General features: G+C 54.6%; 13 protein-coding genes and 10 pseudogenes. 15 read left to right on the top strand and 8 right to left on the bottom strand.

Features of this window, described 5'->3' with window-relative positions; all coding sequences use genetic code 11:
- Nucleotides 1-461 precede the first annotated feature (461 nt).
- Together JZM30_RS05770 and mgtE are read left to right on the top strand one after the other, a co-directional pair.
- Nucleotides 462-986: a YehS family protein gene (locus tag JZM30_RS05770; protein ID WP_252317876.1), complete on the top strand. Its 525-nt coding sequence runs from the start codon at nt 462-464 to the stop codon at nt 984-986.
- 51 nt (nt 987-1,037) lie between these two features.
- Nucleotides 1,038-2,462 carry a magnesium transporter gene (gene mgtE, locus JZM30_RS05765; RefSeq protein ID WP_252317875.1) on the top strand — a complete coding sequence of 475 codons (1,425 nt, stop codon included), beginning with the start codon at nt 1,038-1,040 and terminating at the stop codon, nt 2,460-2,462.
- Here mgtE and galK read toward each other — a convergent pair.
- A pseudogene (gene galK, locus JZM30_RS05760) lies at nt 2,451-3,553 on the bottom strand (galactokinase). The gene mgtE and the pseudogene galK overlap by 12 nt on opposite strands.
- Nucleotides 3,554-3,598: 45 nt before the next feature.
- Nucleotides 3,599-4,491, bottom strand: a pseudogene (gene galT / locus JZM30_RS05755) (galactose-1-phosphate uridylyltransferase); the annotation flags it as partial.
- Between the two features lie 235 nt (nt 4,492-4,726).
- On the opposite strand from galT, the pseudogene JZM30_RS05750 reads away from it, so the two are divergent.
- The 9 genes and pseudogenes from JZM30_RS05750 to baeR form a co-directional block, all read left to right on the top strand.
- Nucleotides 4,727-5,536, top strand: a pseudogene (locus JZM30_RS05750) (substrate-binding domain-containing protein); the annotation flags it as partial.
- A gap of 258 nt (nt 5,537-5,794) precedes the next feature.
- On the top strand, nt 5,795-6,985 hold the full coding sequence (locus JZM30_RS05745; protein WP_252318010.1) for a NupC/NupG family nucleoside CNT transporter: 1,191 nt from the start codon (nt 5,795-5,797) through the stop codon (nt 6,983-6,985).
- Between the two features lie 155 nt (nt 6,986-7,140).
- A pseudogene (locus JZM30_RS05740) lies at nt 7,141-8,145 on the top strand (MdtA/MuxA family multidrug efflux RND transporter periplasmic adaptor subunit); the annotation flags it as partial.
- Nucleotides 8,146-8,172: 27 nt separating this feature from the next.
- Nucleotides 8,173-11,120: pseudogene (locus JZM30_RS05735) on the top strand (efflux RND transporter permease subunit).
- The gene (locus tag JZM30_RS24285) at nt 11,117-11,863 is read left to right on the top strand and encodes an efflux RND transporter permease subunit (protein ID WP_368858831.1); all 747 of its coding nucleotides are present in this window, start codon (nt 11,117-11,119) and stop codon (nt 11,861-11,863) included. The pseudogene JZM30_RS05735 and the gene JZM30_RS24285 overlap by 4 nt, the downstream one beginning before the upstream one ends.
- Nucleotides 11,820-14,018, top strand: a pseudogene (locus JZM30_RS05730) (efflux RND transporter permease subunit). The gene JZM30_RS24285 and the pseudogene JZM30_RS05730 overlap by 44 nt, the downstream one beginning before the upstream one ends.
- 133 nt (nt 14,019-14,151) lie before the next feature.
- A pseudogene (mdtD, locus tag JZM30_RS05725) lies at nt 14,152-15,556 on the top strand (multidrug transporter subunit MdtD).
- Nucleotides 15,557-15,563: 7 nt separating this feature from the next.
- Nucleotides 15,564-16,933: pseudogene (gene baeS / locus JZM30_RS05720) on the top strand (envelope stress sensor histidine kinase BaeS).
- Between the two features lie 7 nt (nt 16,934-16,940).
- Nucleotides 16,941-17,669, top strand: a complete 729-nt coding sequence (gene baeR, locus JZM30_RS05715; protein ID WP_252317874.1) for an envelope stress response regulator BaeR — start codon at nt 16,941-16,943, stop codon at nt 17,667-17,669.
- A 171-nt stretch (nt 17,670-17,840) separates the two neighbouring features.
- Here the strand turns inward: baeR and JZM30_RS05710 are convergent, their stop codons facing one another.
- The gene (locus JZM30_RS05710) at nt 17,841-18,668 is read right to left on the bottom strand and encodes an isochorismatase family protein (protein ID WP_252317873.1); all 828 of its coding nucleotides are present in this window, start codon (nt 18,666-18,668) and stop codon (nt 17,841-17,843) included.
- A 37-nt stretch (nt 18,669-18,705) separates the two neighbouring features.
- Complete coding sequence (locus JZM30_RS05705) at nt 18,706-19,338, bottom strand: NADPH-dependent F420 reductase (protein ID WP_252317872.1); 633 nt, start codon at nt 19,336-19,338, stop codon at nt 18,706-18,708.
- Nucleotides 19,339-19,498: 160 nt separating this feature from the next.
- On the opposite strand from JZM30_RS05705, the gene JZM30_RS05700 reads away from it, so the two are divergent.
- The 3 genes from JZM30_RS05700 (at nt 19,499) to trhP (ending at nt 23,035) form a co-directional block, all read left to right on the top strand.
- Nucleotides 19,499-20,431 (top strand): LysR family transcriptional regulator, encoded by a 933-nt coding sequence (locus JZM30_RS05700; protein ID WP_252317871.1) that lies wholly within the window; start codon nt 19,499-19,501, stop codon nt 20,429-20,431.
- Nucleotides 20,432-20,584: 153 nt separating this feature from the next.
- Entirely contained in the window at nt 20,585-21,526 is a 942-nt protein-coding gene (locus tag JZM30_RS05695; RefSeq protein ID WP_252317870.1) for a glutathione S-transferase family protein, read from the top strand.
- 144 nt (nt 21,527-21,670) lie between these two features.
- Nucleotides 21,671-23,035, top strand: coding sequence for a prephenate-dependent tRNA uridine(34) hydroxylase TrhP (gene trhP, locus JZM30_RS05690; protein WP_252317869.1), 1,365 nt, complete (start codon nt 21,671-21,673; stop codon nt 23,033-23,035).
- Between the two features lie 146 nt (nt 23,036-23,181).
- Here the strand turns inward: trhP and JZM30_RS05685 are convergent, their stop codons facing one another.
- Nucleotides 23,182-23,433, bottom strand: coding sequence for a hypothetical protein (locus tag JZM30_RS05685; protein WP_252317868.1), 252 nt, complete (start codon nt 23,431-23,433; stop codon nt 23,182-23,184).
- Here JZM30_RS05685 and yegS point away from each other — a divergent pair.
- A pseudogene (yegS, locus tag JZM30_RS05680) lies at nt 23,419-24,316 on the top strand (lipid kinase YegS). The gene JZM30_RS05685 and the pseudogene yegS overlap by 15 nt on opposite strands.
- 8 nt (nt 24,317-24,324) lie before the next feature.
- Here the strand turns inward: yegS and JZM30_RS05675 are convergent.
- The 3 genes and pseudogenes from JZM30_RS05675 to JZM30_RS23530 form a co-directional block, all read right to left on the bottom strand.
- Nucleotides 24,325-24,499, bottom strand: a pseudogene (locus JZM30_RS05675) (phosphate-starvation-inducible PsiE family protein); the annotation flags it as partial.
- A gap of 360 nt (nt 24,500-24,859) precedes the next feature.
- Nucleotides 24,860-25,726 carry an efflux RND transporter permease subunit gene (locus JZM30_RS23535; protein ID WP_286673443.1) on the bottom strand — a complete coding sequence of 289 codons (867 nt, stop codon included), beginning with the start codon at nt 25,724-25,726 and terminating at the stop codon, nt 24,860-24,862.
- The gene (locus JZM30_RS23530; RefSeq protein ID WP_286673442.1) at nt 25,723-26,004 is read right to left on the bottom strand and encodes a hypothetical protein; all 282 of its coding nucleotides are present in this window, start codon (nt 26,002-26,004) and stop codon (nt 25,723-25,725) included. The genes JZM30_RS23535 and JZM30_RS23530 overlap by 4 nt, the downstream gene beginning before the upstream one ends.
- Nucleotides 26,005-26,020 lie beyond the last annotated feature (16 nt).

Genomic DNA, 26,020 nt, shown 5'->3' with positions numbered 1-26,020 from the left:
TCACAAAAGTAAGTCGAAGGATTGACCAACTTCATCAATTATGAATAAATAGAAACAGCGCATAAGCGCGGATACGAGAGTGATAATAATGGCTACCCTGATACACAAGCAACGAACCACCCTGTCAACCCAGTCCAACAAGCGACGATCGTCCCGCGAGAGACGAAGCGGTTCGCGAATTGCGCAAGCGATTCTCCTGATCAGTTTCTTTATCCTAGTAGGCCGTTTTGCTTACTCCTCCATTAGTGCTTTTTTCCATCATCAAGATAAACAGCAACGTATCGAACAAACGCTGAAATCATCGCCGGTCAACTCCACGCTTTCCTTCGTTAAAAAAGAGTAGCGCTCGCGCGTTAATAAAAAGTATCGCACACCCCGTTTTAACACTTCAGTGTCACATCTTCCGCGATCCCTTATACTCTCCAACAATAACCAAAACAAATGGCGAGAAAAAACCGGTAATGATGAACAATGATGTCTTGCGCAGCGTACGCTATATGCTGAATTTCAATAATGACCACCTGCTAAAGATTCTGGCGCTGGTGGAGATGACCGTCCCTCCCCAGCAGTTGGCGAGCTACGTCAAAAAAGAGGGAGAGGAAGGCTATCAGCCTTGCCCGGACATCGTGATGAGTTATTTCCTGACTGGGCTGATTCTGCAAAAACGCGGTCAATATGAAAAACAGCCTGCGCCGCAGTTTGAACGCAAGGTGACCAATAACATTATCCTGAAAAAACTGCGTGTCGCTTTCTCATTAAAAACGGATGATATTCAGGCAATTCTGCTGAAACAAAATTTTCGCATTTCACTGCCGGAAATCACCGCAATGATGTGCGCACCTGACCACAAAAACTATCGCACCTGCGGCGATCAGGTTATACGCTACTTTCTAAAAGGACTGGCTGCGCGGGACGCAAAGGATAAGAGCGCCCCGTCAACAAAAAGGCGTGAGCGTTGTCTGACTATCCACCGTAAAAGGCACTGACAATGCTCGATTTCTAGCACGTGAACGTGATAATCACTGAGAAAAACGATCATGCCAAGCGTCAAAAAGCTCTCGGCCATTCGCCGCCGCATTTCCTTGTTGTTGCTGGACGATCCTGCGCTGGTGGAAAGCACCATCACCCAGCAGCCCCCGGGTGATGAGGATGAAAAAAAGCGGCTTCTCGACCACACCGCCGAGATCTGTGCACTGCTTACCGAATTACATGCTGCTGACCTTGCAGACCTGCTGGAATCGCTGCCGCCCGAAGCGCGACAGGCGCTATGGTGCCTGACACCGCTCGATAAACGTGGCTTTGTGTTGTATGAGGCCTCGGACACCATTTCTGATGGCCTGATCGCCCAGATGAGCGACAAAGATATCCTGCGCGCCATTCGTCCGCTGGATATCGATGAGCAGGCGCAGTTAGCACGTCGCCTACCGCGCCACCTGTTGGGCCGTATTCTCACCGCGCTGGAACCCAGCCAACGAGCGCAACTGCGAGAAACTATCCAGTACGACGAAGATTCTGTCGGTTATCTGGTTGATTTCAATCTGCTGACGGTACGACCGGACGTTACGCTGGCAGTAGTACAACGTTTTCTGCGTTGGCATAAGGTGATCCCCGACGCTACCGACAAACTGTTTGTCACCGATCGTAAAAATCACCTGCTGGGTGAGCTCACGCTGACCAATATTCTGCTGCACAAGCCAAACACACGGGTTGAGCAGGCAATGGATCCTGAGCCGATCCTGTTCGAACCGGAAACGGAAACTGATGACATCGCCAGCGCGTTCGAACGCTACGATCTGATTTCCGCCGCCGTTGTCGACAGCAAAGGCAAGCTGTTGGGACGCGTCACCGTGGAAGATATTCTGGATCGGGTTAATCGCACCAGCGATCACCATCTGCGCCGCTCGGGCGGATTGACGGCGTCAGAAGATGTCTATGCGCCGGTGGCCACAGCGGTAAAAAACCGTTCAGGCTGGCTGGCCATCAACCTCTGCACCGCCTTGATCGCGTCCCGGGTTATTGGCTTGTTCGAAGACACGCTGGCGCATCTTATGGCGTTGGCAACGTTAATGCCGATTGTCGCTGGCATCGGCGGCAATACCGGCAACCAAACCATCACCATGATCGTGCGTGCGCTGGCGCTACACCAGTTGGATCACGGCAAAAAATCGACCTTGCTGTTTAAAGAGTTGGGCGTTTCCGTTGTCAATGGTCTGGTGTGGGGTGCCGTGCTCGCCGTCATCACCGTGCTGCTGTACGGCAACATCGCTATGGGCGGCGTCATGATGCTGGCTATCCTGCTCAACTTGCTGCTGGCCGCCACCATGGGAGTGACGATCCCGCTGGCAATGGTAAAACTGGGCCGCGATCCCGCCGTCGGCTCCAACGTGATGATCACGGCGATCACCGACACCGGCGGCTTTTTTATCTTCCTCGGGCTGGCGACCCTGTTTTTACTGCCCTGATGCAGGCAACACCCCAGCCTCTGCCGACGGCTGGCAGATATGAAGCGTAGGTGGCAAGCCAGTGCGGGCCGGATAATCCCGCGCCGCCGCTCACAGACCTCTGCCGTTAACGCAGCAGGCAACATAGCAACGACACAGCCGCCGGAACCACCGCCGGTCATGCGTACCCTGCCGCGTTCACCGATATAGTCGTCGATCAGCGCAACAAGCGTGTCGATAGGCGGCACTGTAATGGCAAAATCGTCACGCATTGAGCAGTGCGATTCCGCCATCAGACGGGAAAGACGCGGGATATCGCCTGCCGTAAGCGCCGCGGCGGCTTCCAGCGTGCGCTGGTTTTCGGTGACGATATGGCGCGCACGCTGTGCCACTATCGCATCCAGCCCCGCACGGTTGGCTTCAAACTGTGCCAGTGAGACATCGCGCAGCGCTTTCACATCAAAATGCCGCGCTGCCGCCTCACACTGCGCGCGCCGAGTATTGTATTCGCTGTCCACCAGACCACGCCGCACGTTAGAGTTAATGATCAGCACATCCAACCACGGCGGGATCGGCACCGCTGTGCCTTGCAACGAACGACAATAAATCAACAACGCATGGCCCACAACGCCCTGCGCGGAAATAAACTGATCCATGATGCCGCAGTTACAGCCGACAAAGTGGTTTTCTGCCTGCTGGCCGTTCAGCGCCAGATCCAACTGGCTGAGCGGTAACGCATAGAGCGTTTTAAACACCTGCCCGACAGCTACTTCCAATGAGGCGGAGGAACTGAGCCCGGCGCCGGTTGGCACGTTCCCGGCAATGACCATATCCACGCCGCCCAGGGTCAATACACGCGCCAACAAATATTTCACCACGCCGCGAATATAGTTCGGCCAGAGATACTGTGGATGCGGTTCAATTGTCTGCTTTACGTCAAAGCTGTCCTGCTGCTCTTCCATGTTGATGGCCACCACTCGAACCAGACTGTCGGCGCGCGGGGCGGCAGCAATCACTGTGTGGTAATCGATGGCGCAGGGCAACACAAATCCGTCGTTGTAATTCGTGTGCTCACCGATCAAGTTGACGCGTCCGGGAGCCTGCACCTGCACCGCAGGCGCTTAGCCAAAGGTGGCGTTGAACACGGCATCCACCTGTTGCCGCACGCTGGCCGAACGTAGCAGTGGAGGATAGAAATGCGCATGCAGCTGCCAATGAGCATTATCGCCGTCGATAAACGGCGCGCCGTGCCAGCCCATGGAATAAGGAAACGCGCACTGAAACAAATTATCGTAACGGCTGGTCAGCTTTTTCAGTGCCAGACACAAATCGCTGCGCTGCGAGGCAGCAGGAGCGTTTCAAACGGCCAGGCGGCCCAATAGGGTACTACCGCCAGCCAGTGTTCCGTTTCCACCACACAGCGCACCTGCTCAGCCTGTTCGCGATGGGCATAATCCAGCAAGAGTGACGTGCCATGGCGTTCGAAATAGGCACGCTGCTGCCCGTCTTCTTTGGCGATATCGGTGGGTAAAAAGCTATTGGCCCACACTTGCCCATGCGGATGCGGGTTAGAACATCCCATCATCGCGCCTTTGTTTTCAAATACCTGAACCCACGGATACTGTTTCCCCAGTATTTCTGTCTGTTCGCACCAGGCGGCGACAACCTGTGCCAGCGCAGCCAGTGAGAGTTCCGGCAATGTTTTGCTGTGGTCAGGTGAGAAGCAGATAACACGACTGGTGCCCTGCACGCTTTGCGTTTGAAACAACGGATCGTCGCTTGCCGCCAGCGCAGGGGTTTGCTCCATCAGCGCTGAAAAATCATTGCGAAACACATAGGTGTGGGTGTAATTCGGGTTCACTTCTCTGGTAACACGCCGATTGCCTGCGCAGAGATAACAATTCGGATCGTGAGCCGGTAACAGACGCCTGTCCGGCTCATACTGTTGGCCCTGCCAGGGGCGTTTAGCGCGATGGGGAGAAACCAGCACCCATTCGCCGCTAAGCGGATTGTAACGACGATGCGTGTGCTCTGTGGGATCGAATGACATTCCTGACACTCCTTAAACAGCAGCGATACCTTTGGTGCGTTGATGGGCGCATGGGGTGTAATCTGTTTTCACTCGGCACGATAAAAATCGCAAAAAAGCCAGTTGCAAACGCTGCGTAAACGATTATCCTCATTGTAGGCAGTAAGCGTGATAAATGAGAATAGCGACACGCGCGATTGATATTGATACCGATCACATAAACCAATAACCATCAACACAGACAGTGAAACCACCGATGGCAATCATAAAGGATGTTGCACGCCTGGCCGGCGTCTCCGTGGCAACGGTGTCACGGGTCATCAATGACTCGCCGAAAGCCAGCCAGGCATCGCGGGATGCGGTGCATAACGCCATGGCAGAATTGCGCTATCATCCCAACGCCAATGCGCGCGCACTGGCGCATCAACATACAGAAACCCTGGGGCTGGTGGTGCACGCCAAAATGTTGCCTGATGCGGAACTGAGCGCGTTTATGCACCATGTCTCCGGCATGGTGCTGATCAACCGCATTCTACCCGGCTTTGAGTCGCGCTGCGTGGCGCTGGACGATCGATACGGCGGCTGGTTGGCAACCCGGCATATGCTTCAGGAAGGGCATCGCACCATTGCCTTTCTCTGTTCCAATCACCCGATTTCCGACGCCGACGATCGCTTACAAGGCTACAGCACCGCCCTGCACGACCAGGGCATTGCGCTGGATAGCCGGCTGATCGCCCGCGCCGCGCCGGATGAAACCGGCGGCGAGGCGGCGATGCGCGAACTGCTGAGCCGCGGTGTGCCTTTCAGCGCCGTGGTGTGTTACAACGATTCGATGGCTGTGGGCGCATTGGCGGTATTGAGCGACAACGGCATTGAGGTACCACAAGCCGTATCCCTGATAGGTTTTGACGACGTGCTTATCGCGCGCTACTTACGTCCACGTTTGACCACCATACGCTATCCGGTGATAGCCATGTCGACGCAAGCCGCCGAGTTGACGATTGCGCTGGCACAAGGTCAGGCGCTGACGGCGGTAACCAACACCTTTACGCCGACGCCGGTACGTCGCCACTCGGTGCAGTCCCCTCACACAAGCTCGTTAACTCCCGCTAGCCGGCGATACGGGCATCCCCAAACCGGGTTGCCCGCTCTCTTATTGGTTACGTTTGCTTACCATCCCCACTCAGCTCCCTGCGATAAGCTATTCAACTTAGCGCTATTCCCACGATATAATTATACTTTTGCGTGTTTTATCGCATTTTTAACTTTTTCGTTACCTATAATGGCGTGGGAAACGTTACCCCGCCTACTATTCGGAGTTCTCATGACCAATATTGCGCAATTTGCGTTGGCACTGCTTGTCGTTGCCGGTTTAGCGCTGCTTGTCTGCCGCGACCGTAAAAGCATTCGTATCCATTTTATCATTCAGCTGTTAGTGATTGAAATTCTGCTCGCTTGGTTCTTCTTGTATTCCAACGTGGGCCTGGACTTCGTAAAAGGGTTTGCCGCCGTCTTTGATAAATTGCTGGGGTTTGCCGGACAAGGGACCGATTTCGTGTTTGGCGATATGGTCAACCACGAAAAGAACCTGATTTCCTTCTTCTTTAAAGTGTTGTGCCCTATTGTATTTATCTCGGCATTAATCGGGATCCTGCAACACATCAAAGTGCTGCCTATCGTGATTCGCGCTATCGGTACGGTGCTGTCCAAGGTGAATGGCATGGGGAAGCTGGAGTCGTTTAACGCGGTCAGCTCGCTGATTCTGGGCCAATCGGAAAACTTCATCGCCTATAAAGATATTCTGGGCAAGATGTCGGAAAAACGCATGTACACTATGACTGCCACCGCGATGTCGACGGTATCGATGTCTATCGTTGGTGCCTACATGACCATGCTGGATTCCAAATACGTAGTGGCGGCGCTTATTCTGAATATGTTCAGCACCCTTATTGTGTTGTCATTGATCAACCCGTATAAAGTGGATGCTGAGCCAGAACTGCAACTGCGCGATCTGCATGAAAACCAAAGCTTCTTTGAAATGCTGGGAGAATATATTCTTGCCGGTTTCAAAGTGGCCTGTATCGTCGCCGCTATGCTGATCGGCTTTATTGCACTGATTGCCATGGTAAACGCCATTTTCAGCGCCATTTTTGGTATCAGCTTCCAGGAAATGTTGGGCTATGTGTTCTTCCCCTTTGCCTGGATCATGGGGATTCCTGCCAGTGAAGCGTTGCAAGTCGGCAGCATCATGGCGACCAAGCTGGTATCTAACGAATTCGTTGCCATGCTGGAACTGCAAAAAGTGGCGAGCCAGTTGTCACCACGCAGCGTCGGGATCCTCTCTGTGTTCCTGGTGTCGTTCGCCAACTTCTCTTCTATCGGCATCATTGCCGGTGCTATCAAAGGGTTGAACGAAAATCAGGGTAACGTGGTGTCTCGCTTCGGCCTGAAGCTGGTCTATGGCTCTACGCTGGTCAGCATTCTCTCTGCTTCACTCGCCGGGCTGGTGCTGTAATTTGCCATGACGATCGTCGGGCGGCCATCCGGTCGCCCACTATCCGCTACAAACCCTGACATTTCTTCCACATTTCCTTCATTATTATTTGAGTAAAACACAGTAGACTACCCTCATTGTGTTAATACTGGCTGCCACTCTATTCGTAAACCATGATGAATACCACTCGCCTTTTTCGTCTGCTGTTGCTTGCGTTCGCGGTTATCGCCGCCGTTGTAATCTGGCGTTACTTGCGCCCCGCCGATGCCACGACAGCGTCCCCTTCAGCCTGTCAGGAAGCCAGTAATAACAGTGCACCCGCGCGCAATGCGTGCAGCGGTGGCGGAGGCGTTCCGCCATGCGTGCATTGCCACCCGTACAGGCAGCGACCACCCGCGCCGCAGCGGTGCCATATTACCTTTCGGGATTGGGCACCATTACCGCTGCCAATACCGTGACGGTGCGCAGCCGGGTAACGGCGAACTGATGGCGCTGCATTTTCAGGAAGGACAACAGGTCAAGGCGGGCGATCTGCTCGCAGAAATCGACCCACGCCCCTATCAGGTGGCGCTGACACAGGCACAGGGGCAACTGGCAAAAGATCAGGCCGCGCTGGCCAATGCGCGTCATGATCTGGCGCGTTACCAGCAACTGATTAAAACCAACCTGATTTCCCGTCAGGAACTGGATGCGCAGGCGGCACAGGTGCATCAGGCTGAAGGCACGGTCAATGCCGATGAAGGCTCGGTCGCCAGCGCCGAATGCAGCTCACCTATAGCCGTATTACCTCGCCTATCAATGGCCGCGTGGGGCTTAAACAAGTGTATGTGGGCAACTACATCACCAGCGGCGATAGCACCGGTATTGTGGTGTTGACCCAAACGCATCCGATTGATGTCATCTTCACGTTACCGGAAGGTGATATCGCCACGGTGCTGAGCGCACAGAAATCGGGCCAAGCCGTACCGGTTGAGGCCTGGGATCGCGCCAACCAGCACAAGCTGTCACAAGGCAGCCTCCTCAGCATGGATAACCAAATTGATGCCACCACCGGAACCATCAAGCTGAAAGCCCGCTTTGAAAATAGCGATGACGCCTTGTTTCCTAACCAGTTTGTCAATGTGCGCATGCAAGTTACCACCTTGCAAAATGCGCTGCTGGTACCACTGTCCGCCATCCAAACACGCCACGCGAGGGGAGAAACCCTGATGCAAGGGGATATTCCGGCAGGCGGTGGCCCATCCCGTCTGTTTATCCTGCGCCCTATCGCCACCACCCTGTTGATGTTGGCGATCCTGCTGGCGGGAATTATTGGCTATCGGGCATTACCGGTCTCTGCGCTGCCATAGGTGGACTATCCGACCATTCAGGTGGCGACGCTCTGCCCCGGTGCAAGCCCGGATGTAATTGCGTCGGCGATCACCGCCCCCCTTGAGCGTCAGTTCGGGCAAATGTCCGGGCTGAAACAGATGTCGACGCAAAGCTCCGGCGGCGCATCGGTGATCACCCTGCAATTTCAACTGACGTTGGCGGTGACGTCCAGCGCCATGCCGATGACGCAAGTGCAAGATATGGTGGAAACCCGTATCGCACAGAAAATGGCACAGGTCTCTGGTGTCGGGCGTGTATCGCTGGCGGGCGGACAGCGCCCATCGGTACGGGTCAATTTCAACGCCAACGCGCTGGCCTCTTAAGGGCTGGATAGCGAAACCCTGCGCAGCGCCATCACCAGCGCCAACGTCAATTCCGCCAAAGGCAGCCTGGATGGCCCAACGTGCGCGGTAACCTTGTCAGCCAACGACCAGATGAAGTCCGCAGAGGATTATCGCCAGCTGATTGTTGCCTGGCGCAATGGCGCACCTGTACGGCTGCGCGATGTCGCCACCATAGAACAAGCCCCGGAAAACACCGCGCTGGGTGCCTGGGCCAACCGTGAACAGGCGATCATCATCAATATCCAGCGCCAGCCGGGTGCCAACGTGATCACCACCACGGACAGCCTGCGTAATCTTCTGCCGACGTTAACCGCCAGCCTGCCAAAATCAGTAACCGTCACTACGCTGACCGATCGCACCGCCAGTATCCGCGCGTCAGTGAAAGATGTGCAGTTTGAACTGATGCTGGCGATTGCGCTGGTGATTATGGTTATCTACCTGTTTTTGCGCAATGCCATCGCCACGCTGATCCCAAGTATCGTGGTGCCCCTGTCTCTAGTCGGCACCTTCGCCGCTATGTATTTCCTTGGCTTTTCGATCAACAACCTGACGCTGATGGCGCTCACCATTGCCACCGGCTTTGTCGTGGACGACGCCATCTTGGTGATCGAGAATATTTCGCGCTATATCGAAAAAGGGGAGAAACCGCTGCACGCGGCGCTTAAAGGCTCGGGGGAAATTGGGTTCACCATTATCTCACTGACGTTCTCACTGATTGCAGTGCTGATCCCATTGCTGTTTATGGGCGATATCATTGGCCGTTTGTTCCGCGAGTTTGCCATTACGCTGGCGGTCGCTATTCTGATTTCTGGCATCGTTTCGCTTACGCTGACCCCGATGATGTGTGCCCGGTTACTCACTCATCAGAGCCTGAATCGACAAAATGCCTTTACGCGCGCCAGCGAACGCTTTTTCTCACGGTTGGTCGCGCTGTATGGCAAAGGCTTACGCCGGGTGTTGAACCACCCGTGGATCACCATGAGCGTAGCCATCGGCACGCTGGTGCTTACCGTCCTGCTCTACCTGTGGATCCCCAAGGGCTTTTTCCCGGTTCAGGATAACAGCATGATTCATGGGTACGTTGCAGGCACCGCAAAGCGTCTCCTATGCCGATATGGCGCAGTGCCAGCAGCAGGCCGTATCGCTGATCATGCAGGATCCGGCGGTGCTGAGCGTCTCTTCGTTTGTCGGCGTGGATGGCACCAACGCGGCGCTGAACAGCGCGCGTTTACAGATCAACCTCAAGCCACTCAGTGAACGACGCGATCGCCTGACAGACATCATCATCACCAGCTTGCAGGAAAAAACGGCGCAGCTCACCGGTATCACGCTCTATCTGCAACCGGTGCAGGATCTCACCATCGATACCCAGGTCAGCCACACCCAATACCAGTTCACGTTGCAGGCAATGTCGCTGGAGGATTTGAGCCACAGGGTGCCGCCGCTGATGCTCGAATTGCAATAGTTGCCGCAGCTACAGGATGCGGCCAGCCGCCTTGGACTGACCATGTCCGCTATCGACAATGCGCTGCATAACGCCTTTGGACAGCGTCTGGTCTCAACAGTCTACACCCAGTCGAATCAATATCGCGTGGTGCTGGCCCAGCAGACGGCGCACACCACCGGGATCGGCGCGCTGAATGAAGTACACATCAAAAACAGTGATGGCAACAGCGTGCCGCTGAACGCCGTTGCCACGCTGGAAGAACGACGTGGTCCGTTGACCCTGAACCGTATCGATCAGTTCCCGACCTCCACCATTTCGTTCAACGTTACTCCCGGTTATTCCCGGTTATTCCCTCGGAGAAGCGGTGCAAGCGATTACGGCGGCTGAGTAGCAGTTGCAGATGCCGACTGATATCGTCACCCACTTTCAGGGCAACGCGCTGGCGTTTCAGGCAGCGCTGAGCAGCACCGTGTGGCTTATCGTGGCGGCGATTGTTGCGATATACATTGTGCTCGGTGTGCTGTACGAAAGTTTTATTCACCCGATCACCATTCTTTCCACGCTGCCGACCGCCGGAGTTGGTGCACTATTGGCACTGATGGTGGCGGGCAACGAACTGGATGTGATTGCCATCATCGGTATCATTTTGCTGATCGGCATCGTGAAGAAGAATGCCATCATGATGATCGATTTCGCGCTGGCTGCTGAACGCGAGCAAGGCATTACCCCTTACGATGCCATTTATCAGGCGTGTCTGCTGCGTTTTCGTCCGATCCTGATGACCACCCTGGCGGCGCTGCTTAGCGCTGTGCCGCTGATGCTCAGCAATGGAGTCGGTGCCGAACTGCGCCAACCGCTCGGTATCTGCATGGTGGGGGGATTGATCATGAGCCAGATTCTGACGCTGTTCACCACGCCGGTGATTTACCTGCTGTTTGACCGACTGGCACACCGTTTGCGTCGCACCGAGCAGCCAGAGGAAGACGTTCAGTGAAGTTTTCCGCACTGTTTATTCACCGTCCGGTCGCCACTGCGTTACTGACGCTGGCGATTGCACTGTGCGGCGTGCTCGGTTTTCGCCTGCTGCCGGTTGCACCGCTGCCGCAGGTGGATTTCCCGGCGATCGTGGTTTCCGCCTCGCTCTCCGGTGCCTCGCCGGAAACCATGGCGACTTCCGTCGCCATGCCATTGGAGCGCTCACTTGGGCGCATCGCCGGTGTGACCGAGATGACCTCGACCAGTTCGCTGGGCAGAACCAGTATCATACTGGTGTTCGATTTCTCTCGTTATATCAACGGCGCGGCGCGCGACGTACAGTCGGCGATCAACGCAGCACAGAACCTGCTGCCCTCCGGCATGTCAAGCCGACCAACCTATCGCAAGGTCAACCCGGCCGACGCGCCGATTCTGGTGCTAACGTTGACTTCAGACACCTACAATTCGGGGCAACTATACGATTTCGCCACCAATCAACTGTCGCAGCGCATCTCCCAAATGGACGGCGTGGGCGATGTGACGGTCAGCGGTGCCTCGCAGCCCGCCGTGCGCGTGGAGTTAAACCCTCAGGCGCTGTTCAATCAGGGTATCGCATTGGATGCAGTGCGTCAGGTTATTGCCAAAGCCAACGTAAAGCAACCCTTGGGCAATATTGATAACGGACAAGCGCGCTGGCAGGTAGCAAACCAACGATGCGCTGAAAACAGCGGCGGATTATGCACCGATCGTTGTTCATTATAACAAGGGCGCGCCGGTACGACTGAGCGACGTGGCGCAGGTTAAAGACGGCGTGCAGGACACGCGCAACGCCGGGATGACAAACGGCAAAACTGCCGTACTAGTGGTGGTGCAACGCGCCCCCGATGCCAATATCATCGCCACCGTGGACAACGTGCGCGCCGCGCTGCCGGAACTGCGTGCCAGCCTGCCCGCCGCCATTCAACTGAACATCGCGCAAGATCTCTCGCCCGCCATTCGTGCTTCATTGGCCGAGGTGGAACAGTCACTGGTGATTGTCGTCGCGCTGGTGATACTGGTGGTGTTCTTGCTCCTGCGCTCCGGCCGGGCCACACTGATCCCGGCCATTGCCGTACCCGTGTCATTGATTGGCACTTTCGCGGCCATGTACTTGTGCGGTTTCAGCCTGAATAACCTCTCGCTGATGGCACTGACGATTGCCACCGGATTCGTGGTGGACGATGCCATCGTGGTGCTGGAGAACATTCACGCCATATTGAAGCAGGCATGAAACCGATGCAGGCCGCCCTGAAAGGGGTGCGCGAGGTCGGCTTTACCGTACTGGCGATGAGTCTGTCGCTAGTGGCAGTGTTCCTGCCGCTGCTGCTGATGGGCGGATTGCCTGGGTGCTACTTTCGTGAATTCACCGTCACGCTGTCTGCCGCGATAGCCATTTCGCTGATCATTTCCGTCACCCTGACACCAATGATGTGCGCGCGCCTGCTGCGCAGCCATGAAAAACACAGCCAGCCGCGCAAGCGCGGTTTTGGTCGCCTGCTCGTCGCGTTGCAACAGCAATATGGCCGTTCGTTACGCTGGGTGTTGGTCATTCTGATTGGCACCATCGGGCTTAACGTCTGGCTCTATATCTCGATTCCCAAAACCTTCTTCCCTGAACAGGATACTGGCAGCGTGATGGGCTTTATTCAGGCCGATCAGAGTATTTCATTTCAGGCAATGTGCAATAAGCTGCATGATTTTATGGTGATCGTCAGCGCCGATCCGGCGGTGGATAACGTGACTGGCTTTACCGGCGGCTCGCGCACCAACGCAGGCTCGATGTTTATTACGCTCAAACCCTTGGCAGAACGCAAGATGAGTGCTCAGCAGGTGATTGCCCGCCTGCGCGGCAAGCTGGCGCAGGAGCCGGGGGCCAACCTGTTTCTGATGCCGGTACAGAATATTCGTATCGGCGGACGAGAGTCCAATGCGGACTACCAGTTTACCTCGCTGTCCGACGATCTGAACGAACTGCGCGCCTGGGAGCCGAAGATTCGCCTCGCGCTCAGCCAGCTCCCCGAGCTGGCCGATGTTAACTCCGATCAGCAGGATAAAGGCTCGGAAATGGCGCTGACCTACGACCGGGATACCCTTGCACGCCTCGGTATCGGCGTTTCCAGCGTCAATGCCTGTTCGGGCAGCGACAAATTTCTACCATCTATCAACAGCTCAATCAGTACAAAGTGGTGATGGAGGTAGAATCCAAATATACTCAGGATGTTAGCGCGCTGGATCAGATGTTTGTGCTCAACAGCGCCGGAGAGCCGATTTCCCTTTCGGCGTTCGCCAGTTGGCAACCGATTAACGCCCCGCTGTCCGTCAATCATCAGGGGCTGTCAGCAGCATCAACCGTTTCCTTTAATTTGCCGGTACGGCACAGGCGTTTCAACAGTCACGAAGTGCGCAGGTGCTGCTGATCATTGCCGCGATTGTTACCGTCTACATCGTGTTGGGGATCCTGTATGAAAGCTATGTGCATCCGCTGACCATCCTGTCGACGCTGCCGTCTGCCGGGGTTGGCGCGCTGCTGGCGCTGAAAGGGTTTGGTGCCCCCTTTAGCCTGATAGCCCTGATCGGTATCTTGCTGCTGATCGGTATTGTGAAGAAAAACGCCATCATGATGGTGGATTTTGCACTGGAAGCGCAGCGCGGCGGGCAGTTAAGTGCACAAGAGGCGATTTTTCAGGCCTGCTTGTTGCGCTTCCGCCCCATTTTGATGACGACGCTGGCCGCAATTTTTGGTGCGCTACCGCTGGTGTTGACCAGCGGAGACGGCGCTGAACTGCGCCAACCGCTCGGCATCACCATCGTCGGAGGATTAGTGATGAGCCAACTGCCCACGCTCTACACTACACCAGTGGTGTACCTCTATATTTGATAGTCTGCGCTGCTGGCTGGCACGGCGGCGCAACCTCGCCAACGTCACGTCGTCTTGACGCGCAGCGAGTGAACAAGAACAACCCTGATTTCATGAGGCCCGTTATTTCATGCGTTTTTCGTCAGCCCCGTCAATGACCCAACCGGCCTCCGTGCGCTGGCAGCTTTGGATTGTTGCGTTTGGCTTTTTTATGCAAACGCTCGATACCACCATTGTCAACACCGCACTGCCAACGATGGCGCTTAGCCTGAATGAAAACCCGTTGCGTATGCACTCGGTGGTGGTGGCTTATGTGCTCACCGTGGCGGTGATGCTGCCTGCCAGCGGTTGGCTGGCGGACAAACTGGTGGTGAAACGGGTCTTTTTTGCCGCCATCATCATTTTCACGCTAGGATCGCTGCTGTGTGCGCGTTCGGAAACCTTGAATGCGCTGCTGATCTCGCGGGTGATCCAGGGCGTGGGCGGTGCCATGATGGTACCGGTCGGTCGTCTGACGGTAATGAAGATTGTGCCGCGTGACCAGTTTATGGCCGCCATGACCTTTGTCACTATCCCCACCCAGCGTCGGGCCGAGCAACGGCCCGACGCTGGGTGGGCTGCTGGTGGAATACGCCAGTTGGCACTGGATTTTCCTGATTAATCTGCCAGTAGGGATTATTGGTGCTGTCGCCACCTGGCTGATTATGCCGAATTACACCACCGAAACCTCGCGCTTCGATCTCAGCGGTTTTCTCTGGCTCGCCATCGGCATGGCAACATTGACCTTAGCCTTGGACGGACACAAAAGCCTGGCATTGCCGCCGATTGCCATAGTCGGTTTGATTGCTGTCGGGATTATTGCTCTGCTGAGCTACTGGCTGCATGCGCGTCAAAATTAAAACGCCCTGTTCAATCTGCGCCTGTTCAATACCCCTACTTTTTCCATCGGGATCAGCGCCGGTTTTCTGGCGCGTATCGGCAACGGCATGTTGCCCTTTACCACACCGCTGTTTTTACAGCTGGGCATGGGATTCTCACCGTTTCACGCCGGGTTGATGATGATACCGATGATTCTCGTCAGCATGGGCACCAAGCGTATCGTAGTCAGTATCGTTAACCGCTTGGGCTACCGCACCGCCCTGATTGTATCTACCCTGGCGCTATCGCTCAGCACCCTTCTGTTTGCCACCGTCGCGCTGCTGAACTGGCTGTGTTTACTGCCGCTGGTGTTGATATTGGTGGGCGTTGCCAATTCGGTGCGTTTCTCAACTATGAATACCCTGACGCTGAAAGATCTGCCGGACAGCATCGCCAGCGGAGGCAACAGCCTACTGTCGATGACCATGCAGCTTTCCATGAGCCTCGGCGTAAGTCTGGCAGGCATTCTACTTGGTATTTTTGCCCAACAAGGGACGCTGGACATCGCCAGTCCGGCAACCGCTGAGGTATTCCGCTATACCTATCTGAGCATGGCCGTCATATTGGCGCTGCCCGCCCTGCTGTTCCTGCGCGTGCCGCCGGACCAGATCAAGCAGAACGTGTTGCCAGGAAAAAGGTGAGGATACGATGAGATTCGGCATTACCGCTAACTGTTTCTCGCCATTTTTGCTACCTGCATGCTGGTGTTGATCACCATGCATTGGGGCGTGAGAATGAGCTTCGAACGCGGCTTTGTTGATTACATCAAGCAAGGCAATGCACAGCGCGTCGAGCAGTTGCGTGATGCATTACAGGAACAATATGCGCAGTACGGCGACTGGACGTTCCTGCGCAACAATGAACGCCTGGTGTTCAAACTGCTGCACACCATGGACCATAATGAAGATGATGGCAACAGCATGCGCGGCTGGCGAGTCCGGCTATGGGTGCTGGATGCTCAGCTTAACCGACTGTTTGGTTCACCAGCCTCGATTGCCGCCGAAAGCACCTGGCAAGCCATTCGCCATCAGGGCATGGTGGTCGGTTGGGTGGTGGCATCCCCCAGTGAACGCCTGACGCGCGATGCGGATATCAATTTCGACCGACAGCAACAGCGCACCAGTTGGTTTATTGTCTGGCTGTCAACGCTGCTCGCCATCATCGTGACTTGGCTGATGGCGCGCGGTCTGCTGGCACCGGTAAAACGACTGATGCAGGGGATCCACCGTCTGGCCGCCGTGGAGTTTACTGCTCGCGTGCCGGTCAATACCCGCGATGAGCTGGGCCGGCTGGCGCAAGATTTTAACCAGTTCGCCACCGCACTGAAAAAAAACGAGCAGTCGCGCCGCGCCTTTATGGCCGATATTTCCCATGAGCTGCGCACGCCGTTGGCGGTACTGCGCGGCGAGTTGGAAGCCATACAGGATGGCGTGCGCAAGGCGGATTCAGGCTCCCTGCTCTCTTTGCAAAACGAATTCTCCACGCTGACCAAACTGGTGGATGATCTGCATCAGTTGTCGCTCTCCGATGTCGGCGCGCTCGCTTATCGCCGCGTTTCCGTGGATTTAATCCAACTGCTGCATATCAGCGTCGCGTCCTTCAACGAGCGCTTTCAGAAGAAACACATTGAAGTCATCACGCAGTTGCCAAAGCGCGCCAGCGCCTTTGGCGATCCGGACCGGCTCAGCCAGCTGTTTAACAACCTGCTGGAGAACAGTCTGCGCTACACTGACAACGGTGGGCAGTTACAGATCCGTGCCCATACTGAAAATGGCGTGTGCACTCTGGTATGGGAGGACAGCGCGCCGGGTGCCGACGCCGAGCAACTGGCTCGGATTTTCGATCGTTTCTACCGCGCAGAACGGTCACGCAATCGCGCCAGCGGCGGTTCAGGGCTGGGATTGGCTATCTTCAAGAATATCGTTGAGGCCCACGGGGGACGATTGTATGCTAGCGCTTCCTTACTCGGTGGTTTGCAGATGACCGCCGAATTCCCGCTTCATCCACCGGAATCCTGAAACGCTGATGACCGAAACCTTATCGAACGAGACGCTGCCAGAGCAGGTGCTGATTGTTGAAGATGAGCCCAAGCTCGGCCAGCTTTTAGTGGATTACCTTCAGGCCGCAGAATACCACACACACTGGATCACCCACGGTGATGAGGTGTTGCCTTGGGTGCGTGAGCACTCACCGTCGTTGATTCTGCTGGATTTGATGCTTCCAGGCACCGATGGTCTGACGCTGTGCCGCATCATCCGACAGTTTTCCAATGTGCCGATTATTATGGTTACCGCGCGTAGCGAAGAGATTGACCGGCTGCTGGGATTGGAAATTGGTGCGGATGATTACATCTGCAAACCCTACAGCCCACGGGAAGTGGTGGTACGAGTGAAAACCCTGCTACGCCGCTGCCGCTGGCAGTCTGCACCGCCGCCCGAAGCGGGACTGGAAGCCGCCTTGCAGATCGATAACAGCCGTTTTCAGGCCAGCTACCTCGGACAACCGCTCGATCTGACACCAGCAGAGTTTCGCCTGCTGAAAACCCTTTCGACAGAGCCCGGTAAGGTGTTTTCGCGCGAAGCGCTGCTGGATAAGCTCTACGATGACTACCGCGTCGTGACCGATCGTACCATCGACAGCCATATCAAAAATCTGCGGCGCAAGCTGGAGCAACTGGACGAACAGACATCGTTTATCCGCACCGTTTATGGCATGGGATACCGCTGGGAAGCCGGATCCTGTGAAGTGGTCTAACGCACAGAGGTTCCTTCCCCCCATTTCGATACGCTCGTGTTTCCCGGCGAATCACGACGAGGGGCGCTCCGGCGGCTTACGCCGCTACGACCCCATCACCGCACTTCGCCTAACAACAGGCTTTGTCATAAGACTGAGGTTCCCGACAAGCGGGAACCCGCTGATAACCGCTTACTTCACCACACCAAACGGATCCGGCACCGTGTGTTTGTTGGCGTTGTTCCAGTAGTTATGTAAGATCCAACCGTATTCCGGCAGCCCGTCGATAAAGGGCTTCAACATGGCGTCGGCTGAAGGTTTCTTCCAGTCGGCTTGAAGCTCTGCCCATAACGCGTAGACCGTTTCCAACTGTGCGCCAGCTGCCGTCATGCGTTGCATCGCGGCATCCGCTTCATATTTACTCCAGGCACCAGAGGCATCCACCACGGGATAAACCTGATAGCCATAATTCAACATGGCGAGCGTCGGGAAGGCAACGCAGGTCCCCAGCGTTACCCCGGAAATGATGATATGTGTACGACCGGTCTTTTTCACCAGATCTTCCAACGCTTTACGGAATGAAGGATCTTTATAGGCATTGATGATCCCGGTACGGCGGTAAATGGGTTCATCTTTAAAGATTTCTTTCAGTTCCGGTAGGGTGTCACCGTTTTGCCATTGCGCATTGGACGAAGTGATCAACACTGGAATCTTTAACGCTTTCGCCATTTCAGCCAACGCGACCACGTTGGCTTTATAGCCGGATGCCTGATTGAAATCACGGGTACTGGCCATCAAGCCCACCTGCTGATCGATAAACAGCATAATGGTGTTTTCGGGCGTCGGCTTGTCGTAGGCCACGCGTCCGGCTTTACGCGCGTCGGCAGCACTGACTTTGTTCGGCAGAATCTGATCGGCTATCTGGCTGATGATGTCTGCCGGACGATCCTGAGCAAACGACGGTGCGCAAACCCCTGCCAGTAACAGCGATGCGATCGCGACGCTAAGTACTTTTTTCATTCCATTCTCCTGTTTCGTCAAAGTAGTTATCTGTTGCTTATGCGCGGCTCAGCCAGGTCGGAACGATATCGTTGCCTAATCCAGCACCGTAGCCAAAATAGATATTCAAACCGGCTAACGGTTCGAGGTAACGTGCATTGCGCAGCGTGCCAGCATCGACTGGTTTGAAGCCCGTACTGGCAATCAAGGTCTGAACTACCGCTTTCGCCTCAACGTCATCCCCGGCATATAACACGGGTGCAACCTGCCCTGCGGCAAAGACCTGGCCTTCTGCTACCACCTGCGCAAACGTGGTGTTAAACGCTTTCACGATATGTGCCGCCGGAAAGGCGTTGGCGATCTCTTCCGCGGCTGACGTGCTGTGGCCAAGTGTCAGACTCATGTAATCAGCAGACAGCGGGTTGGTAATATCAATCACCACTTTGCCGCTGATATCACCCAGCGAAGAGAGTGCGCTAACCGCGTCACCGTAGGCGGTTGCCAGCACAATCACCTGCGCACCTTGCGCGGCAACTGCGGCAGGCACTGCCTGTGCACCCTTAAACTGCGCAGCTAATGCCTGTGCTTTGTTAAGGTCACGCCCAGTCACGCGTACCTGATGCCCTGCCAGCGTAAAACTCTTAACAAAACTGGACCCCATATTGCCGGTACCTACAACGGTAATAATCATGATGGAACTCCTAGTTAATTAATTGATATGTATATAGTTAGTGAATGAAACACAGGTTTCGCTTCATGGTTTGGGAGTTTATAAGTCTTATAATCAGAGATATATATAGTTATTAGAGATGAATTGTCTCTAATATAGAAACAATCATGCGGAGTGCTGGATGGACAAGTTTCAGGCCATGAATACCTTTGTTGCGGTCGTTGAGGCAGGCAGTTTTGTCGGTGCCATGGATGCGGTGGCGTTATCTAAGCCGGTGGTGTCACGTCACGTTGCCGAGTTGGAGGAGTACCTTGGTGTGCGTTTGTTGCAACGCACAACGCGCCGATTATCGTTGACGGAGGAGGGCCAGAACTACTATCTGCGTTGCAAAGAGTTGCTGGCATCGGTAAAAGAGGCCGAGTCGGAAATTACTGCCTGCTCGGCGGAGGTTCATGGGCGATTACGTGTGGGTGCGCCGCAAACCTTCGGCGTGAAATACCTCGCGCCGTTGTGGGGTAAATTTGTGGAAGAGAACCCGCAGGTGAAACTCGATATCATTCTGTCCGACCGCGTGGTGGATCTGGTGGAAGAAGGTTACGACGTGGTGATTCGCATCGCGCAATTGCCTAACTCTATGTTGGTGTGTCGCCCGCTCGCCAAAACACGCATGGTGCTGTGTGCTTCACCGGCCTATCTGGCGCACCACAGTACTCCGCAACATCCGCTGGCACTGCGCGATCATAGCGTTATCTCTTATAGCTATTGGGCACCGGGTAATGAATGGCACTTCTCTCCCAACGATGGCGGTGAGACTATCGCCGTGAAAACCCAACCGCATATTCATGCTAACAACGGAGATACCTGCCGTTATGCCACGCTGGCACATCAGGGCATTATTCTACAACCGGATTTTCTTGTGGGCGAAGATTTACGCGCAGGCACGCTGGTCGAAGTGTTACCCGATTACAGATCGCTGGAACTGAATATTTACGCCGTCTACCCGACGCGTAAACTGCTGCCGCTCAAGGTAAGACGCTTTATCGATTTTCTGGCCGAACAGCTTAGCACTCCCCCCTGGTATGGTTGTACGGGCACACCGGGAAACCAGCGTTAAGGCCTGCTTATCAAAAAAACTGTTCGACTTGATGAAAAATCTGCCCTGTTACGCTTTCTCCCGGCTGTTAACATGGATAACGTCACAACAATAACTATGATTATTTTTTAGGTTTGTCTCACCGACAACGGTCAAGACGGGGAACGCTATATCATGTCAGGTTTAGTAAATGGCCAATGGGTCAATGATGATGTCGCCGCAGAAGAGATCAAAAATGGGGCCTTTCAGCGTCAGGAAACGCTGTTTCGCCAAACAACGCTGATCCCAGAAGCAGGCCGCTATCAACTTTTTGTTTCTTATCTCTGCCCGTGGGCATCACGCACCTTGATGTTCCGCAAGCTCAAGGGACTGGAAAATATTGTTTCCCTGTCCATTGCGCAACCCGTGATTGCGGATGACGGCTGGGAGTTTACCACCCCGCAAGATGCCGGCGAACACGTTGCTCACGTACGTCATCTGCATCAGTTGTATACCGCTAGCGATGCCCATTACACCGGTAAAGTTTCAGTACCGGTGCTGTGGGATCGTATTGAAGGGCGTATCGTCAATAACGAATCGGCTGATATCATTCGTCTGTTCAACAGCCAGTTTGACACCTTGACCGGTAATCATGAGGATTATTATCCCCTCGCACTGCGCTCCACCATCGATGAATGGAATGAAGTGATTTACCACAACATCAACAACGGCGTGTACAAAACCGGCTTTGCCAAAACCCAAGAGCACTACGAAAACGCGGTGACAACGCTGTTCGAAACGCTGGATCGCGTTGAAACGCATCTGGCGACCCATCGCTATATTGCTGGTGATACCATTACCGAGGCTGACTGGAGACTGTTTGTGACCCTGGTGCGTTTTGATGTGGCCTATCACGGTGCATTCAAATGCAATATCCGCCGCATTGAAGATTACCCTCATCTGTCGAACTATCTGCGCGAACTTTACCAATGGCCGGGCATCAAAGAGACGGTCAATATTGACCACATCAAAGTGGGTTATTACGGTATCCGTTGGCTGAATCCGACCGGCATTGTGCCACTCGACCCGCAGGTTGATTTACAACGTGCGCACAACCGCACCAGCCTCGGCAAGTAATCCTAGTTGCCAACGCCAGCGTGCGCAATAGCCACACTTTTTCTGCGTCGTTAGCTGATTTTTACCGACATTAGCGCTAGAATCCCCCTCCTTTACTGTTCCCTCAGGGAACAGCCTGACTTGTGATCAGACCAGAGAGACACCATGTTTAAACCGGAACTGCTTTCTCCGGCCGGTACGCTGAAAAATATGCGCTACGCCTTCGCGTATGGCGCTGATGCGATTTATGCCGGTCAACCCCGTTACAGCCTGCGGGTGCGTAATAACGAATTCAACCACCAGACGCTGGCGCTCGCCATCAATGAAGCCCACGAACTGGGGAAAAAATTCTACGTGGTGGTGAACATCGCCCCGCATAACGCCAAGCTGAAAACCTTCCTGCGCGATCTTCAACCCGTGATTGATATGGGGCCGGATGCGTTGATCATGTCCGATCCCGGCCTAATCATGCTAGTAAGAGAAAACTTTCCACACATGCAAATTCACCTTTCGGTGCAAGCCAATGCGGTGAACTGGGCAACGGTGAAATTCTGGCAGCAGATGGGGCTGAGCCGCGTGATCCTGTCTCGCGAACTGTCACTGGAAGAAATTGCCGAGATCCGCCAACAAGTACCGGACATGGAGCTGGAAATTTTCGTGCACGGCGCATTGTGTATGGCCTACTCTGGCCGCTGCCTGCTTTCCGGTTATATCAATAAGCGTGACCCCAATCAGGGCACCTGCACCAACGCCTGCCGTTGGGAATACAAGGTGCAGGAAGGGAAAGAAGACGATACCGGCAATATCGTTCACCTGCATGAACCGATTCCGGTACAGAATGTAGAACCCACGCTGGGTATTGGTGAGCCGACTGACAAAGTGTTTATGCTGGAAGAGAACCTGCGTCCCGGTGAATACATGAGTGCGTTCGAAGATGAGCACGGCACCTACATCATGAACTCACGCGATCTGCGCGCCATTCAGCACGTGGAACGTTTAACCCAGATGCATGTGCACTCGCTCAAGATCGAAGGCCGCACCAAATCCTTCTATTACTGCGCCCGCACGGCACAGGTTTACCGCCAGGCGATCGACGATGCCGCCGCAGGCAAACCCTTCGATCCGACACTGCTGCAAACACTGGAAGGTCTGGCGCACCGTGGTTATACAGAAGGTTTCCTGCGTCGCCACGTTCATGAAGATTATCAGAACTACGAATACGGCTATTCAGTATCGGATCGTCAGCAGTTTGTTGGTGAATTTACCGGCGAACGGCGTAACGGATTGGCTGAAGTGGCAGTGAAAAACAAGTTCTCCCTCGGTGACAGCGTGGAGATGATGACGCCGAACGGCAACATTCAATTCACGCTCGATGCGCTGCAAAACGCCAAGGGTGAAGCTACCGACGTCGCACCGGGAAACGGGCATATCGTTTACCTGCCAGTGCCGGATGACGTGGCGCTGGAGTTTGCGTTACTGCTGCGTAACCTGCCAAGTGACGTGACCACCCGTAACCCCAATGCGGCGTAAGGCAGCGCAATCCCCTTGTGTGTCGTCCTCGGCGAAAGCCGGGGACCTCTTGCAGAAGAATTGCGTTTAGCCTGTAGGTGATTCCCGCCAGCGCGGGAATCACAGTGGGGCACAATCTGCGACTTTTCGCAAATTTTAGAAACAGATCACATCAATACCCTTACTATCTGGTTAGTATTGCGTCGCTGAGAAAATCTAGAACGAAAAATAAGCGTAGTGATACTACTAGGAACCACCTCCTTGGCCAGCTCAATCTCCCTTGTGCTGGCTTTTTCTTTGCTTTTTTCCTGTTTTATCCCTTGTTCTGATACCGCTCTCGGCCATTTCTGGCTACGCTGTGTATACTTGTCATTGCCTCTTTTCAGCGCAAAAAGGAGCACGCCATGAGCCAACATCATCCCATATCCCTATTGATTCTCAACGGAAAAAACACCGATAACGACGTATTGCGCAGTGCAAGAGTACAGAAAAGCTGGATTTACGCTGCATGTGCGCGTGACCTGGGAACACGGTGATGCTAAACGCTAAATTGAGGAAGCCGTGCAGCTTACGGTGGATAATGTGATTGCCGCCGGTGGGGATGGCACTATCAATGAGGTCGCCAGCGCACTGGTGCAATGTGCCCCAGCCCAGCGTCCAACGCTTGGGATCATCCCACTCTGCACAGCGAATGATTTTGCCACCAGTTGCCAGATCCCGCTTGATGTCGAACATGCATTAGCGTTGGCGTTAAAAGGGCAGGCGACACCGATCGATGTCGCCTGCGTCAACGACAGCCACTATTTTATCAATATGGCGACAGGTGGTTTTGCCACTAGCATCACCACAGAAACACCATCGAAGATGAAATCCGCACTGGGAGGCGCATCTTACGTGCTGCACGCCTTGCTGCGTATGGATATGCTGACCGCAGAGCGCTGCGAGATTCGTGGCCCCGATTTTCAGTGGTCAGGCGATACGCTGGTGATCGCCATCGGTAACGGGCGGCAGGCGGGCGGCGGCCAACCGTTGTGCCCGGAAGCGCTGATCAACGATGGGCAATTACAACTGCGCGTACTCTCAGCCAAGGAGTTGTTGCCTAACATGCTTCAGGTGCTGTTCACTGGCAGCGAGAACCCGAATGTGATCGCCGCGACCTTGCCCTGGTTGGAGATCGTTGCGCCCGATAACATCACCTTTAACCTGGACGGCGAGCCGTTAAGTGCCAACCGATTCCGTATCGACATCGTGCCAGCTGCCTTAACCTGCCGATTGCCGCCACAGTGTCCACTGTTGGCCTGAATGACAGATTACTCCCGTTTAAGCCGCTTGCTATTCGCCAGATAGATCGTCACTACCAGCACCAGAATAGCGGCGGCATACGCCAAGGTATCCAGCGGATCTTTATGGTCTACGATGATTCAGGCGAATAATCGCGGTAATGCCGATATAGACAAAATAGCGCAGAGGGAAATGGTAGCCAGCAGCAATAACCCAATATTGAGTATCGTCTGAAGCATTTTCGCCACTTTGAGCCCGCGCGCAGAACCCGGCATATGCAGTCCTTCATACATAGGTATTTACCTTACATCATAATCAACGCACCATGCAGCATAGTGGCGTGGCTCCTGCAAGGGTACGGCAGGCAGATGTCGTTATTATGTCGCTGAGGCTTATGCCGTCAGTCGTTGTCATGCCATAGCGGTTTTTTACCACACTACGCCGCATTTTTACTCATAACGTTTTGGCATTATTTCATTACGCCACTGATACCACGGGGGAGAAATGACATAGCCAGGCAGCACGCTACCTGGCTATGAAAATAAGGCGGAATTGTCAGCGTCCTCAGGAGGCCACTGATGCTTTTTTTTCGTCCCGGTTCATACAACTGTAAATCACTGGTAATACCAATAGTGTCAACACAGTAGCAAAACCCAGACCAAACATGATCACCACCGCCATGCTTTGGAAAAAGGCATCGCTCAATAACGGGGCCAACCCCAGAACCGTGGTAAACGCGGTGAGCAGGATAGGACGCAAACGGGAGGTCGATGCATCGATAATGGCATCCCGCATGTTTTTTTGCTCGCGTTGCAAGCCAATCTCTTCAACCAACACAATACCGTTACGAATCAACATCCCGCTCAGGCTAAGCAAGCCAATCAACGCCATAAATCCGAACGGAATCCCCGTAAGCAGGAACCCGACAGTGGCACCGATTAACGCCAGCGGTACGGTAAGCCAAATGGCAATGGCATGTTTCACCGAGCTGAACATCAATACGGTGATGATAAACATCACGATAAAGGCAACGGGTAAGCTGGTGAGCAGCCCCTCCTGTGCCTCTTTTGTACTTTGATAGTCACCGCCCCACTCGAGGCGATAGCCATGCGGCAACGCAATGTCATCAATAGCAGGCTTAATGCGCCCCAGCAACTCGGCAGACGTTTCGCCACTATGCGATGAAGGATCGGCCTGTACCGTCAGCGTACGCATGCGATCGCGACGCATGATCAACGGATCTTCCCATTCAGTGGTGAAGCGGTTAACCACGTTATCGATCGGAATGAATGCCTGTCGCGCCTGACTCCAGATCATTACGTCATTGAGCCTGTCAGCATTTAACCGCCCCGCATCCGGAGTGCGCAACACGATAGGCATCAACCGTGTTCCGTCACGGTATAACCCCACATTGATACCGCCGAATCTCATCCGCAACGCACTGTCGATCTCACGATTGTCGACCCCCCCAACTCACGCCCAAGATAATCCGAAAACTGCGGGCGAATCACTTTACTGCTCTCCTGCCATTCATGCATCACCCCGTCGGAATCCGGGTCAGCCCTCGCTATCTGCTCCGCCGTAGCCGCCAACGAACGCAGTATCGTGGGATCGTTACCAATAAATCGTGCTTCGATCGAACTGTTATTGGACGGGCCAAACATAATGCGCTTCTCCTGACCTTTCACCGCCGGGTAGTTATCACGCACATAGGCTTAGACATCC

Source organism: Candidatus Symbiopectobacterium endolongispinus, from assembly GCF_018777385.1.
Taxonomy (GTDB): Bacteria; Pseudomonadota; Gammaproteobacteria; order Enterobacterales; family Enterobacteriaceae; genus Symbiopectobacterium; species Symbiopectobacterium endolongispinus.
Note: the sequence above shows the minus strand (reverse complement) of the source record. Positions and strands in the feature narration are given on the sequence as shown.